At 62.2% G+C, this 13,098-nt stretch carries 13 protein-coding genes and 1 tRNA gene; 6 read left to right on the top strand and 8 right to left on the bottom strand.

Annotated elements, in window-relative coordinates:
• Positions 1–6: 6 nt before the first annotated feature.
• A complete protein-coding gene (locus tag D6858_RS13670; RefSeq protein WP_120111681.1) occupies positions 7–822 on the bottom strand; it encodes an aldo/keto reductase in 816 nt (271 codons plus the stop codon).
• A gap of 123 nt (positions 823–945) precedes the next feature.
• On the opposite strand from D6858_RS13670, the gene D6858_RS13665 reads away from it, so the two are divergent.
• The 3 genes from D6858_RS13665 (at position 946) to D6858_RS13655 (ending at position 3,800) form a co-directional block, all read left to right on the top strand.
• Positions 946–2,235, top strand: coding sequence for an adenylosuccinate synthase (locus D6858_RS13665; RefSeq protein WP_120111678.1), 1,290 nt, complete (start codon positions 946–948; stop codon positions 2,233–2,235).
• Positions 2,235–2,756, top strand: a complete 522-nt coding sequence (locus tag D6858_RS13660) for a L,D-transpeptidase family protein (protein ID WP_318286445.1) — start codon at positions 2,235–2,237, stop codon at positions 2,754–2,756. The genes D6858_RS13665 and D6858_RS13660 overlap by 1 nt, the downstream gene beginning before the upstream one ends.
• A 69-nt stretch (positions 2,757–2,825) precedes the next feature.
• A complete protein-coding gene (locus tag D6858_RS13655; RefSeq protein WP_225081705.1) occupies positions 2,826–3,800 on the top strand; it encodes a winged helix DNA-binding protein in 975 nt (324 codons plus the stop codon).
• A gap of 31 nt (positions 3,801–3,831) precedes the next feature.
• Here the strand turns inward: D6858_RS13655 and D6858_RS13650 are convergent, their stop codons facing one another.
• The 4 genes from D6858_RS13650 to argH all read right to left on the bottom strand — a co-directional run bounded on the left by D6858_RS13650 (position 3,832) and on the right by argH (position 7,569).
• On the bottom strand, positions 3,832–4,608 hold the full coding sequence (locus D6858_RS13650; RefSeq protein WP_120111670.1) for a precorrin-2 dehydrogenase/sirohydrochlorin ferrochelatase family protein: 777 nt from the start codon (positions 4,606–4,608) through the stop codon (positions 3,832–3,834).
• Positions 4,605–5,867: a diaminopimelate decarboxylase gene (lysA, locus tag D6858_RS13645; protein ID WP_120111666.1), complete on the bottom strand. Its 1,263-nt coding sequence runs from the start codon at positions 5,865–5,867 to the stop codon at positions 4,605–4,607. Before lysA ends, D6858_RS13650 begins: the two co-directional genes overlap by 4 nt.
• An 80-nt stretch (positions 5,868–5,947) precedes the next feature.
• Positions 5,948–6,193, bottom strand: a complete 246-nt coding sequence (locus D6858_RS13640; protein ID WP_120111660.1) for a lipoprotein — start codon at positions 6,191–6,193, stop codon at positions 5,948–5,950.
• Entirely contained in the window at positions 6,193–7,569 is a 1,377-nt protein-coding gene (gene argH / locus D6858_RS13635) for an argininosuccinate lyase (protein ID WP_120111657.1), read from the bottom strand. The genes D6858_RS13640 and argH overlap by 1 nt, the downstream gene beginning before the upstream one ends.
• A 13-nt stretch (positions 7,570–7,582) precedes the next feature.
• On the opposite strand from argH, the gene D6858_RS13630 reads away from it, so the two are divergent.
• Positions 7,583–8,164 carry a TlpA family protein disulfide reductase gene (locus D6858_RS13630; protein ID WP_240623850.1) on the top strand — a complete coding sequence of 194 codons (582 nt, stop codon included), beginning with the start codon at positions 7,583–7,585 and terminating at the stop codon, positions 8,162–8,164.
• A gap of 110 nt (positions 8,165–8,274) precedes the next feature.
• Here the strand turns inward: D6858_RS13630 and D6858_RS13625 are convergent.
• A tRNA-Val gene (locus tag D6858_RS13625) sits at positions 8,275–8,350 on the bottom strand.
• A gap of 62 nt (positions 8,351–8,412) precedes the next feature.
• Here D6858_RS13625 and D6858_RS13620 point away from each other — a divergent pair.
• Complete coding sequence (locus D6858_RS13620) at positions 8,413–9,393, top strand: asparaginase (RefSeq protein WP_120111652.1); 981 nt, start codon at positions 8,413–8,415, stop codon at positions 9,391–9,393.
• Positions 9,394–9,411: 18 nt separating this feature from the next.
• Here the strand turns inward: D6858_RS13620 and D6858_RS13615 are convergent, their stop codons facing one another.
• The gene (locus tag D6858_RS13615) at positions 9,412–10,524 is read right to left on the bottom strand and encodes a zinc-binding dehydrogenase (protein ID WP_120111648.1); all 1,113 of its coding nucleotides are present in this window, start codon (positions 10,522–10,524) and stop codon (positions 9,412–9,414) included.
• Positions 10,525–11,393: 869 nt separating this feature from the next.
• Here D6858_RS13615 and D6858_RS13610 point away from each other — a divergent pair.
• Positions 11,394–12,074, top strand: coding sequence for a ZIP family metal transporter (locus D6858_RS13610; RefSeq protein WP_120111645.1), 681 nt, complete (start codon positions 11,394–11,396; stop codon positions 12,072–12,074).
• A gap of 271 nt (positions 12,075–12,345) precedes the next feature.
• Here the strand turns inward: D6858_RS13610 and truA are convergent, their stop codons facing one another.
• Positions 12,346–13,098 carry a tRNA pseudouridine(38-40) synthase TruA gene (gene truA / locus D6858_RS13605; RefSeq protein ID WP_120111956.1) on the bottom strand — a complete coding sequence of 251 codons (753 nt, stop codon included), beginning with the start codon at positions 13,096–13,098 and terminating at the stop codon, positions 12,346–12,348.

The following is a 13,098-nucleotide window of genomic DNA, read 5'->3' as shown; positions in this document are numbered from 1 at the left end:
GTGAGCCTAGCTGAATTTCGAAGGGTCGGGGCCGATGCGTCCGTTGGCATCGTCCAGCGCATCAATGCGAGCTATCTGTTCGGCGCCCAGTTCGAAATCGAACGCTTCGAAATTGGCGGCGATGTGCTCGCGGCTCGATGCTTTGGGGATCGTGCACAGGCCGTGTTGCAGATGCCAGCGCAGGATCACCGCAGCGGCATTGCGCCCGGTCTCGTTTGCAATCGCAGCAATGGTCGGGTTGTCGATACCCTTGCCCTGACCGAGCGGTGACCAGCTTTGCGTGATAATGCCCAGCTCTTCATGCTCGGCCCGCAAGGCGCGCTGCTGAAATGTCGGATGCAGTTCGATCTGGTTGAGCGCCGGGGTCACGCCGGTTGCTTCGATGATGTCATGCAGATCCCGAATGCGGAAGTTGGAGACACCGATCGATTTTGCTTTGCCCGACTTGCGAATGTCGACCAGTGCTTTCCACGTTTCGACTGCCAGCCCCTTGTCCGGGCAGGGCCAGTGGATCAGCACCAGATCGACACTGTCGCGGCCAAGGCGTGACAGGCACTTATCCATTGCCCGCTGCGCGCGGTCATATCCCTGGCTCTCGTTCCAGATTTTGGTGGTCAGCCAGATGTCGTCGCGCCCTTGCAAGCCTTCGCCAACACCTTCCTCATTGCCGTAGATCGCCGCGGTATCGACTAGCCGATATCCCACATCCAGCGCGGTACGCACCGCTTCGGCGGCTTTGTCGTTGTCGATCTGATATGTACCAAAACCAAGCTGCGGAATGGCGCGGCCATCGTTGAACTTCAGCGCGGGCGTGTCGGTCATGAAAGTCTCCTTTGGCAATACAATGGTAAAGCTGCACAATGTTTCCGTCGATGCAGCTTGCCCTTGTTGCGCGGCCAGCCTAACGCCCCGGTCGTTTATTCGGCAGCAATGGATGGATGCCACGTGGCCAATGTAACGGTAATCGGTGCCCAGTGGGGCGATGAAGGCAAAGGCAAAATCGTCGACTGGCTGGCCAGCCGGGCGGATGCCGTGGTCCGTTTTCAGGGTGGCCACAATGCCGGGCATACGCTGGTGGTGGGCGATACCACCTACAAGCTGAGCCTGTTGCCGAGCGGGATCGTCACCGGCACTCTCAGCATTATCGGCAACGGTGTGGTGCTCGACCCGTGGGCGCTCAAGGCCGAGATCGAGAAGCTCGAAGGGCAGGGCGTCACGATCAACGACGACAACTTTGCCATTGCGGACAATTGTCCGCTCATCCTGCCGCTGCATCGCGATCTGGATGGCCTGCGCGAAACCGCCGCCGGGTCGGGCAAGATCGGCACGACCGGGCGCGGGATCGGTCCGGCTTATGAAGACAAAGTTGGCCGTCGCGCGATTCGCGTGTGCGATCTGGCGCATCTTGATGCGCTGGAGCCGCAGCTTGACCGCCTGTGCGCCCACCACGATGCCTTGCGCGCCGGTTTCGATCAGCCCCCGGTCGATCGGGAGGCTTTGCTCGACGAACTGCGCGAAATCGCTCCGTTCGTGCTGCAATATGCTCAGCCGGTGTGGAAACGCCTGAAGAAAGTGCGCAAGGCCGGTGCGCGGGTATTGTTCGAAGGGGCGCAGGGTGTGCTCCTCGATGTCGATCATGGTACATATCCGTTCGTTACCAGCTCCAACACCGTCAGCGGTGCCGCGGCGGCGGGTTCGGGCCTAGGGCCGGGGAGCACGGGATTCGTTCTAGGCATCGTTAAGGCCTACACCACGCGTGTCGGTTCCGGTCCTTTCCCGACCGAGCTGGACGATGACGTGGGGCAGCGGCTGGGCGAAAACGGCCACGAATTCGGCACTGTCACCGGGCGCAAGCGTCGCTGTGGCTGGTTCGATGCCGTTCTGGTGCGCCAGTCCTGTGCGATCAGCGGTGTCACCGGCATCGCGCTGACCAAGCTCGACGTGCTCGACGGGTTCGAGAAAGTGAAGATCTGCACCGGCTATCGCCTCAATGGCAAGATCATGGACTACTTCCCCAGCCATGCCGCCGATCAGGCTGCTGTGGAGCCGATCTACGAAGAAATGGACGGGTGGCAGGAAACCACTGCCGGGGCACGAAGCTGGGCCGACCTGCCCGCGCAGGCGATCAAATATGTCCAACGGGTGCAGGAACTGATCGAAACGCCGGTGGCGCTGATTTCGACCAGCCCCGAACGCGAGGATACCATCCTCGTGCGCGATCCGTTCGTCGATTGATGACTATGTGGCGCGGAGCGATCCTGGCTTCCGCGTTGCTGGCAGGCTTGTCGCTGGCCGCGTCATGCGCGCCGGTTCCGGTAGAGCTACCGCCACAGGCCATGCGCGCCGATTTCGTGCTGGTGGACAAGTCGGACAGGGTGCTGACGCTGTATGCCGCAGGAAAGCCGCTGAAGCGCTATATCGGTCTTCAGTTCGGTGATGCCCCAAGGGGCCACAAGCAGTTCGAAGGTGACGAGCGGACCCCGGAAGGGCTCTATACAATCGACACCCGCAACCCGCGCAGCGCCTATCACCTCAGCTTGCGTGTTTCTTATCCCAATGCGAAAGATCGCGCGTTTGCACAGGCGCACGGGCGATCACCCGGCGGCGACATTTTTATTCATGGGCAGCCCAATTCCCTGCCTGTGGGGAGAATGGCCGATGACTGGACCGACGGCTGCATCGCTGTATCGAACGCGGAAATAGAGGAACTGTGGCGCGCCATCCCCGATGGCACCCCGATACGGATTGATCCCTAGCGCCCTGCTGGTGACTTGACCTCTTTTACAATGTTCTCCATTTGTTCGGATGACGAATGGAGGCTGCGATTGGAACATACCGATTTCAATTATGTAATTCCCGAATCGGGGAAGGGTGGACAGCAATCGGTGGCGGTGGGGCCTGCGCGGCCGCATGTTCGCGCGCAGGTTTATGCCGATGCAGAAGTCGTGGGGGCGCGATTGATCGCATTCGATCCGGGGGTCTGTGCTGCCGATGCATCTGGGTGGACGCTGGCCGATGTGATCGTTCTCGACTGCCCCCGCGCCGATGCCCGAACTCTGGCCGCGTTGGCGCAACTCGATATGGTAGTGGCGGAAGCGGGCAAGCAATTGCTGGTCTGGACGACTGCAGACGCGCTCGATGCGGTGTTCGGATGTCTCGATCAGTCAGGGGCGCAGATACTGCTCGATCCGACTCCGGGCGAACACGTAATTGCCTTGTCGGTCGCCTTGGCCAAAGTTCCGGCCATGCGCGTGTGCGAACTGACTGGCGACGATCGGCTGACCTTGCTCCAGATGTCGGAACAGGTGGCCCGAATTGCTGCGCGTCTGGATAGTCTGAGTGCAGGCAAGCTGCTGCAGACTGCTGGCGTGGCACGTCTTGAATCGCCAAGTGATTCATTCAAGCCGGAAACCCCGCAGAATGACAGGGCGCACCGCATTTCGCGTCCGCCGCTGCCCGATCCCCGTCTCGTTCGCCAGATCATCGCTATGCGAGAGCAGCGCTTCCGTTACTTTGGCGATGATCTGTTCGCGGATCCGGCGTGGGATATTCTGCTCGACCTGACTGCCGCCCGGGCGGAACACAAGCGGGTGTCGGTGACCAGCCTGTGCATCGCAAGCAATGTTCCGCCAACCACCGCCTTGCGCTGGATCGCGCAGATGACGGAGGCGGGGCTGTTGGTGCGGGTACAGGACGATGCCGACCGCAGGCGCGCCTTTATCGCGATTTCCGACCGCGCCGCTGACGCGATGGCGCGTTATTTTGCGGAACTGGGAAAAGCTGCGGCGACGGTTATCTGATCGGCAGGTGCGGTGGCAGCGAGTTGGGTAGTCAGCGGCGGCGCAGTACCACCGTCAATCCGCCATCGCCTGCGGGCAGATCAGCGGCCCCTATCTCTTTTCGTACGGCATCGGCACGTGCTCGTGCGAGTATGTCGGGCGATACCGCCGCATCATGAAGTAGGACGTCCGCCACACCCAGCCAGCGGGCCTGGCGCAAGGTCAGATCATCGGGATCGTCGCTGGTCAAAGCGATTTCCACGCTTCGCGCAGCCACTGCGCTGTGGCTCGCTGCCAGCCAGCTATCCACCCGTTCGGCAGCATCGCCGCGCAATGGGTCGAGTGGGCCACCTTCGGATAACGCGGCATCGATTGCGCGCCGTCGATCGGCCACGGCGGGAAACCGCTGGCGAATGGTATCGCGCGCCGCATTCAGCTTTGCCGCCAGTTGCCCCAGCGCGGGTGGAAGGATCGCTTCGATCCGCAGGCGCAGATGCTTGGCCAGCCCGGCAGAGGCACCGCCGGTGCCGATAGCGATCAGTACCGGATCGCGATCGAGCACGCTCGGCACTGTGAAGTCGCACATTGCGGGGCGGTCGGTCACATTAACCAGCAGACCTTTGGTCCTCAATCGTATGGCGACAGCCGCAGCCTGACGATCATCGTCCAGCGCGATAAAGGCGAGCCGGGCATGGTGCGCTTCCGGTTCGCCGCAGGGGATGCCTCCGGCCCGTTCCACCAGACGGCGCTTGGCATCGGCGGCGTCGCCATTGCCCACCACCACGACCCGCTGGCCGGCGATCCGATGGAAGAGCGGCAAGCTGTTCATGCCAGCCAGTCTGGCACCTTTTCGGCTTCGATCATGGTTTCCGGCGGAATACGTTCTGCCACCACGGCGAATTTGTCGCCATCCACCAGCACTTCTGGCACGAAGCCCCGGCTGTTGTAACCCGATGCCATCGTCGCACCATATGCGCCCGCGGTGCGGAACACGGCCAGGTCACCCGGAGCAAGCGAGTCGATCTCCCGATCCATTGCGAAGGTATCGCCGGTTTCGCAGATTGGCCCGACGACATGCGACGTGATCCGTTCGCCAGTTGGTTCAACCGCCATAAAATCGTGCCACGCACCGTACATCGCAGGACGGGCAAGATCGTTCATCGCGGCATCGACGATCACGAACGGCGGCCCATTTCCGCTCCGCTTGGTACGGACCACGCGCGTAAGCAGGATACCGGCATTGCCAGCAATCACCCGGCCCGGTTCGAAGCTGAGCTGAACATCCCAGCCTGCCGTCACGCGCGCAACCATTGCGCCGTATTCGGCGGGGGAGGGCATGACATCGTCTGCCTTGTACGGCACACCCAGCCCGCCTCCGAGATCGGCGTGCGTGATAGTGTGTCCGGCGGCGCGCAGTTCAGCAATCAGCGCGCCCAGTTTCTCGAACGCGGTTTCCAGCGGTTCGAGAGAGGAAAGCTGGCTGCCGATATGCACTGCCACGCCGCGCAGGTTCAGCCCTTCTTCCTCCGAAAGCGCAGCGAAGATCGCAGCGGTACGGTCGAGCGGAACGCCAAACTTGTTTTCCCGCTTTCCGGTGGAGATTTTCTCGTGGGTTCGGGCGTCGACGTCGGGGTTCACCCGCAGCGCGCAATTGGCGACAAATCCGTGCCGCCGCGCGACCATCGCCAGTTCGTACCCTTCTTCTTCGGATTCGATATTGAACTGACCGATCCCGGCTTCCAGCCCCTGCAGCAATTCTGCATGGGTTTTGCCGACTCCGGAAAATACGATCGTTTCCGGTGCCATTCCGGCGGCCAGCGCACGGGTAAGTTCGCCGCCACTCACCACGTCAGCACCGTACCCCTGCTTCTGCAGCACTTTCAGCACCACAATATTGGGGTTCGACTTCACCGCGAAGGCGATGTGCGGGTTCTTTACGCCGGATAGACCTTCGCGGAATACCTGAGCGTGGCGTTCCAGCGTCGCGCGCGAATAGACATAGACGGGCGTGCCAACTTCCTCCGCAATGCGGGAAAGGGGGACGTCTTCGGCGTACATCGCGCCGTTGCGAAGCTGAAAATGGTCCATCGATCAGCGCCTTTGCCTCGCAAAGCACCGACTGTCTATCAAGTCGTACTATCTTACGGCTTAGCGCCGGTTATTTCCGATCATTGTGGCGGCAGATCGAAGGGATCATCCTGCCGCTCCTCACTCCGCTCGCGCAGTTCGACCGAACGCTTGGGCGCGGCCTGAGCATCGGGTGTCAGCAACTGATCGGCATCGGGTTGCGATTTGGCGCCATATGGGGCGGGAGGCAAAGTCTGCTTCGCCAGCGGCTTCAACGCGGTTTTCTGGCCGCATCCAGAAAACAGGGCCAGCGCGGCGAGCGCGGAAATAGTGGCGAGTTTACGCATTACCCCTCCATCCCCAGCAGCTTGCGAGCAGCGGATACCTGCCGTTGTACCTGTTCGGGCGCTGTCCCGCCATAGCTGGCGCGTGCGGCGACCGAGCTCTCGACCGAGAGGGCGGCATATACCCGTTCGTCGATGCGGCTGTCGATTGCCTGAAGCTCTTCCATCGTCAGCGCTTCCAATGCCACACCCTTGCTTTCCGCCAGCTTGACCGCGGCACCGGTGATGTGGTGCGCCTCGCGGAAGGGGATATCTGCCTGCCGCACCAGCCAGTCAGCCAGATCGGTTGCCGTGGCATAGCCCAGTTCAGCCGCCTGCCGCATACGCGCGGTCACGAATGTGCTGTCGGCCACCATGCCGGTCATTGCCGCAATCGACAGTGCCAGCAATCCGGCGGCTTCGAATACAGGCGGCTTATCGTCCTGCATGTCTTTCGAATAGGCCAGCGGAAGCCCTTTCATCGTCACCGTCAGCGCGGTCAGGCAACCGACGATCCGGCCTGAATGCCCACGTACAAGTTCCGCTGCATCGGGGTTTTTCTTCTGCGGCATGATGCTGCTGCCAGTGCTCAGCGTATCGGGCATCTTCACGAAGCCGAATGGCTGGCTGGCCCACAGGATCATCTCTTCCGCCAGACGGCTGAGGTGGAGCGATGTCTGCGCCGCGGCCTGCAGGTAATCGAGCGCAAAGTCTCGGTCTGACACGGCATCGAGGCTGTTGCCGGTGGGGCGGTCGAAGCCGAGCGCTTTGGCGGTGGCCTCGCGGTCGATGGGGAAGCCGGTGCCCGCCAATGCGGCGGAGCCGAGCGGGCACTCGTTCATCCGCACCCGTGCATCGGCAAACCGGCTGCGATCACGCCGGATCATCTCGTAATAGGCCATCAGATGATGGCCCAGTGTCACCGGCTGAGCGGTTTGCAGGTGGGTGAATCCCGGCATGATCGACGCGGCATGTTCCTCCGCCCGTGTCACCAGCGCGCGTTGCAGCGCGACCAGTCCGGCTTCGGCCTGATCGATGGCCTGCCGCACCCACAGGCGGAAATCGGTTGCCACCTGATCGTTGCGGCTGCGCGCGGTGTGCAGTCGCCCGGCTGCCGGGCCGATCAGTTCGGCAAGTCGGCTTTCGGTGGTCATGTGGATGTCTTCGAGATCCCAGTCTTCTGGAACGCCGTTGTCGGCATATTCCTGCGCGACACGATCCAGCCCGCCGGCGATCGTTTCTGCGTCTGTGGCAGAGACGATGCCTTGCGCCGCCAGCATGGCAACATGCGCCTTGCTGGCGGCGATGTCCTGTTGCCACAACGCCTTGTCGAATGGGATCGAAGCGTTGATTTCGCGCATGATCGCGCTAGGCCCTTCTGCGAAGCGCCCGCCCCACATGGAGTTTGCCCCGTTGTCACTTCCGTTGTCGAAACTGTCGTTCACTCTGCTTCTTTCCACTGCGCTGCTTGGCGCGTGCAGTAAGGAGGAACCGGCTCAGCCGCAAGAACAGCCCGCAAAGAGTGAGGCCGCGCCGCTCACCGGCAAGATCGACCGTACCCGTGCAGGCGAACTGCTGCCTGCGGTGAACCTGATCGATCCGGCGGGCAAGCAACTCAACACCGGCGCACTGTCGGGCCAGCCAGTTCTGATAAACCTGTGGGCGACATGGTGCGCGCCGTGCGTCACTGAAATGCCAATGCTCGACGATCTGGCGGGCGAGTACGAGGGCAAACTAAGGGTGATTACGGTGAGCCAGGATTTGCAGGGTGCGGAAGTCGTCAAACCCTTCTTTGCGAAGGAGAAGTTCAAACATCTTCAGCCTTGGCTGGACACCGAAACCGAACTGTCTACCAAGTTCGGCGGCGGAGTTCTGCCCACCACGGTGCTGTACGATTCGACGGGTACGGAAATCGCCCGTGTCGTGGGCGGCTATGACTGGTCGAGCCCCGAAGCGCATGCATTGGTGGACGAAGCGGTCGAACCGGCCACCTGATAATCTGCCATCGGCAGGCCCAGCGGGGCGAGAGCCGTTATTGATCGTGTTGAATGAGCGAGCGATTCGGCTGCTGTCGGCAGCTCGCTGCTTTCGCTGCGAATCGGAAATGGTGGGCGGTGACGGGCTCGAACCGCCGACCCTCTCGGTGTAAACGAGATGCTCTACCAACTGAGCTAACCGCCCCATCCGGGTTGCGCGCTTCTAGCCGCTTGGCGGCAGAGGTCAATCGGGCTAACCGCCGATCCATGAAAAATCCGTGTATCAGGGTACTGGCGACCGGCGGAACTATCGCTGGAAAGGCGGGTTCGGCCACCCGGCACGACTACCGCCCCGGCCAGATCGGGATCGACGATCTGCTGTCCGAGGCAGAATCGCTGGGCATGGCCGTGACGCTGTCGGGTGTGCAGATCGCCAATATCGGTTCCGAAGACATCGGCCCTGCGGTGTGGTCGCCGCTCCATGCCGCGACCGTGGCGGCGGTGGCGGACCCGGCGGTCGATGGCGTCATCATCACGCATGGCACCGACACGGTGGAGGAGACTGCGCTGCTGCTCGATCTGACATTGCCCACGGCCAAGCCGGTGGTGATGGTCGGTGCGATGCGGCCTGCCGATGCTGTCGGCTCTGACGGGTTGCGCAATCTCGCCAATGCCGTGCGTGTGGCGAGTGATCCTGGCGCGGCCGGGCGCGGGGTGCTGGTGGTGATGGGCGACCGGGTGTTTGCTGCGCGCGATGTGCGTAAGGTGCGGACCCGTGGGACCGATGCATTTCGCGGTTTTCCCCGCGAATCGATCGGGCTGGTCACGCCATCCGCGCTCGACTGGTTCGGCGCGCCCTGGCGCATGGGCGAGGCGGCGCGATTCGTATGGCCGGACCAATGGCCAGAGGTGCCGGTCCTGCCGATCTGGGCCGGGATCGAGCCGGACTATGTCACGCGCCTGACCGGCCCGGATACGCGCGGCGTGGTCGTGGCCGGGGTGGGGGAGGGCAATATGCCCGAACCGGTGCGGCAAGTCCTGCGCGAACTGGCGGTCCGCGGTGTGGCCGTGGTGCGCGCCAGCCGGATCGACGAAGGGCTGGTCGACCGCGAGCCGGAGGACGACGCCAACGGCTTTCTCGCGGCCCGCGCACTCAATCCGCCCAAGGCGCGCATCCTGCTCCAGCTGATGCTGGCCAGCGGGGTGAGTGTCCGGGCGGCGATGCAGGCCGAATTCGACCGGCGCTGATCGCCGCCGCGCAGGCGATTATCCCCACGGGGTGATGAGGTATTTCTCGCCCGTCTTCATCGCGTGGTATTCGACCGCCGCGTCTTTCTGCAACATCTCTTCCAGCGTCACTTTCGCCTTGTAATTGCTGGCAAAGGTGGTGGTGAGGTAGTCGAGCACACGTTTCCGCATCCGCATCACCGTTTCCATCCCCGCCGTGGCGAGGAACGGAGTCAGCAGCCAGCCCGACAGCGTCCAGCCGAACCCATAGGATGGCGTCAGGATCGTCGGGCCGAGGTCGAGACGGCCATAGATGAACATCTGCTTCTGCTGGTTGGAACCATAGCGGTTGTATTCGCTCATCTTCGACACCGCGACCCGCTCCATCGCCTTGAAACAGGCATCGGTCGTGGTCCCGCCGCCGATGGGATCGAAGCCATAGAACGCATCGGTCGCGTCGATTGCCGCGCACAGTTGCTTCATGAAGTCACCGTCGGATGAGTTGACCACCCATTTCGCACCTTGCGATTTGAGCAGATCGACCTGCTCCTGCTTGCGGACGATGTTGACCAGGTCGATCCCGTCTTCCTGACAGATGCGGTTGAGCATCTGGCCAAGGTTCGATGCCGCGGCGGCGTGAATGATCGCCTTCTGCCCATCGCGCTTGGCGCATTCGACGAAGGCGAGCGATGTCATTGGGTTGACGAAGGCGCTTGCGCCATCCTCCGCCGAAACGTCGCCCAGAGGCAGGCACAGGTTGGCGTCGGCGATGGCATATTGCGCGTAAGCGGTCCCCGGAACGCAGGCGACCCGCTGGCCGACCAGTGCTTGCGCCATTTCGCTGTCGCCTGCCGCGACCACAGTGCCGGCCCCTTCGTTGCCCACGGGAAGACGCTGGCCGTGGCGGCCCTTCGCGCCCGACAGGAACGGTTCGGGCATCTTGGCGATCAGCTTGCCAGGGCTGCATTCGGCATTGGCGATATCGGCCGGCCCGAACAGCAGCGCCAGATCGCTGGGGTTGATCGGTGCGGCCTCCATTTTCACCAGCACCTGATTGCCGGTCGGATCGGGGAAGCTGACTTCCGCGACTTCCACCGTCAACGTGCCATCGGCATCGAGGGTGGTGAATAGCTGTTTGCCAGTGGTGGCCATCGAATCTCTCCTCTTGAGTAGCGTATTGAAACCCGTGCTAGGCGGGAGTGCCGCGGAAAGCTAGGGCGGGCGGGTCGCTGTGATGCGCTGATATGGAGCGCACACATGGACCGCTCCTTTGAGTTTTGAAAAGTGTGACGTTCCGCAAATTACGACGCAAACACAAAGGTTTGCGACCATTTCTCCGAAACGCAGTGTGGACTTCGAGAATTCCGCCAATCCGCGCGTGGGTTTGGGGCAAGAGGTGTATGGATTGGCGGGTGTCTGTGCGTTGGTCATGGCGGCCAGATTGCCGATAACTGTCCGTGTAGGACAGAGCGAATACGCGGCGCGCATCCCCATTTTCCGTCACCCCCTTCCCGTCACTCCGGTCCCTGAGCTGATGGTCAGCTTGCGGTGCTCACCTATCTGTTCGCTATTGCGAACGGAGGGGGCAATCCGTGAAGCAAGGATGGCGCTCATCGCAGCGATTGTAGCTTGGGCGAGGTGCGCCCCATGGATTGCCGCGTCGCTGCGCTCCTCGCAATGACGAGGATGTGGTGGCGGGCGAAGCGGTGATACTGTCTGTCTCGTTTCGGTGCCTACCTACCTGTTCGTCATTGCGAACGCAGTGAAGCAATCCATGGCGTGAGGGTGGGGCCCAACGCAACAGTCGTGGCGGGAGGGCGCGCGCTATGGATTGTCGCGTCGCCACGCCCTTGCAATGATGGGGGCAAGGGCGGTCGGGCCCACCCCGATTTCTGCAAAGTCGAAAATTATCCCCGATCACTCCCCTTGAAATCAATGATACATTATATCATTTGCGAGGCGATGACATATCTCGCACTCACACAGGCCGTGTCTCACAAATTATCGAAACGGCTCCGTTCATGAACCTCTGGCTCCCTTATGCGCTGGGGCTTGCCGCCAGCCTGTCCACCTGGCTGGGTGGCATCCTTGCCATGCGGTTCGGCCGACGGCGCGATCTGTTGTTCGGGCTGACCGGGGGCATGGTCATCGGCCTTGCCCTGCTCGATCTATTGCCTGAGGCGTTGGAGCATCGCGGCGGGCTGCATCAGGAGACAATTTTCCTCGCGCTTGTCGCGGGGATGGCACTGTACCTGATCGTCCATCGTCTGCCATTCGGTGGCCATACCGGACGGGCCAGCCTGATCGTACACAGTATGATGGATGGGCTGGGCATCGGGCTGGCTTTCCAGATTTCGGCCGAAACCGGCTGGCTGGTCGCCGTGGCGGTGCTGGCACACGATATGGCCGATGGCGCGAACATGGTCGGCCTGTCGCGCCTGACAGCATCGCCCGCCGTTACGCGCCGCTGGCTGCTCGCCAATGCGATAGCGCCGCTGGCCGGGGTCGCGTTAGGGCAGGCGGTTACGATCGATCCCCACCAGATTGCTTTGCTGCTGGCTCTGTTTGCGGGGGGATTTCTCTATATCGGCGCATCCGAACTTCTCCCACACAGCCGTGTTGCCGGGGCGGGGCGTGGGGCCGGGCTGGCCAGCTTGCTCGGGATCGGGCTGATGGCGGGTGTAGTGCAACTGGCACATTGATGGTGGTGTTGTAGGTTTCACACGAAGACACGAAGACACGAAGACACGAAGACGCGAAGACACGAAGACACGAAGACGCGAAGACACGAAGACACGAAGACACTAAGAAGGAAAAATTGCCTGCGGCGCAGCCGCTTTCATTGTTTCGTTGGTGGTGAGAAAATACGATTGTTACATTGGCACCACCCTTAGTGCCTTCGTGTCTTCGTGTGAGAAAAGCCACCATTAGTGCTTCCCCCAAAAGGCCCAGCAACCCTCGCAAACTGCGCGCCTAAGCCCCATCTTCCGGGTATCGCGCCGCGACGAAAAACAGGCCATGCGGCGGGGCATTGAGGCCCAGCGCCTGCCGATCCTGCGCCGCCAGCGCTTCGGCAACTTGCTGTTCGCGCCAGCGACCCATGCCGACCAGTGCGAGACAGCCCACCATACTGCGGACCTGATGATGCAGGAAACTGCGCGCGGCAGTCTCTACGATCACGTAATCGTCTTCGCGCCGTACCGACAGTCGATCCAGCGTCTTGACCGGGCTGGCCGACTGACACTGAACCGACCGGAATGTCGTGAAATCGTGCAGCCCCACCAGCGCCTGCGCCGCGCGGTGCATCGCCTCCGCATCCAATGGCTTGGCCAGATGCCACGCGCGGTTGCGGTCCAGCGTCAGCGGGGCACGACGGTTGGCGATACGGTATTGATACGACCGCTCGATACAGGAAAACCGGGCGTGCCAGTCGGCGGGCTTCTCCTCACAGGCGATCACTGCGATGGGATCGGGGCGCAAGTGCGCGTTGATCGCTTCCATCAGGCGGAAGGCGTCGATCTGTTTGGCGATATCGACATGGCTCCGCATAGCGTAAGCATGGACGCCGGTGTCGGTGCGCCCGGCGGAATAGAGCACGGCCTGCTCGCCGGTTACACCATGCACCGCGCGTTCGACCGATTCCTGTACACTCGGCCCGTGGGGCTGGCGTTGCAGGCCCATGAACGGGGTGCCATCGAATTCGAGCGTCAGCGCGAAGCGGGTCAT

Origin of the sequence: Tsuneonella suprasediminis (assembly GCF_003605755.1) — a bacterium.
In the GTDB taxonomy this organism is placed as follows: Bacteria; Pseudomonadota; Alphaproteobacteria; order Sphingomonadales; family Sphingomonadaceae; genus Tsuneonella; species Tsuneonella suprasediminis.
Note: the sequence above shows the minus strand (reverse complement) of the source record. Positions and strands in the feature narration are given on the sequence as shown.

Excerpts from the sequence above, each read along its gene's own strand:
- D6858_RS13670 (WP_120111681.1), bottom strand. The coding sequence starts at position 822 with ATGACCGACACGCCCGCGCTGAAGTTCAACGATGGCCGCGCCATTCCG.
- D6858_RS13660 (WP_318286445.1), top strand. The coding sequence starts at position 2,235 with ATGACTATGTGGCGCGGAGCGATCCTGGCTTCCGCGTTGCTGGCAGGC.
- D6858_RS13650 (WP_120111670.1), bottom strand. The coding sequence starts at position 4,608 with ATGAACAGCTTGCCGCTCTTCCATCGGATCGCCGGCCAGCGGGTCGTG.
- lysA (WP_120111666.1), bottom strand. The coding sequence starts at position 5,867 with ATGGACCATTTTCAGCTTCGCAACGGCGCGATGTACGCCGAAGACGTC.
- D6858_RS13640 (WP_120111660.1), bottom strand. The coding sequence starts at position 6,193 with ATGCGTAAACTCGCCACTATTTCCGCGCTCGCCGCGCTGGCCCTGTTT.
- argH (WP_120111657.1), bottom strand. The coding sequence starts at position 7,569 with ATGTGGGGCGGGCGCTTCGCAGAAGGGCCTAGCGCGATCATGCGCGAA.
- D6858_RS13620 (WP_120111652.1), top strand. The coding sequence starts at position 8,413 with ATGAAAAATCCGTGTATCAGGGTACTGGCGACCGGCGGAACTATCGCT.
- D6858_RS13615 (WP_120111648.1), bottom strand. The coding sequence starts at position 10,524 with ATGGCCACCACTGGCAAACAGCTATTCACCACCCTCGATGCCGATGGC.
- D6858_RS13610 (WP_120111645.1), top strand. The coding sequence starts at position 11,394 with ATGAACCTCTGGCTCCCTTATGCGCTGGGGCTTGCCGCCAGCCTGTCC.
- truA (WP_120111956.1), bottom strand. The coding sequence starts at position 13,098 with ATGACCCGCTTCGCGCTGACGCTCGAATTCGATGGCACCCCGTTCATG.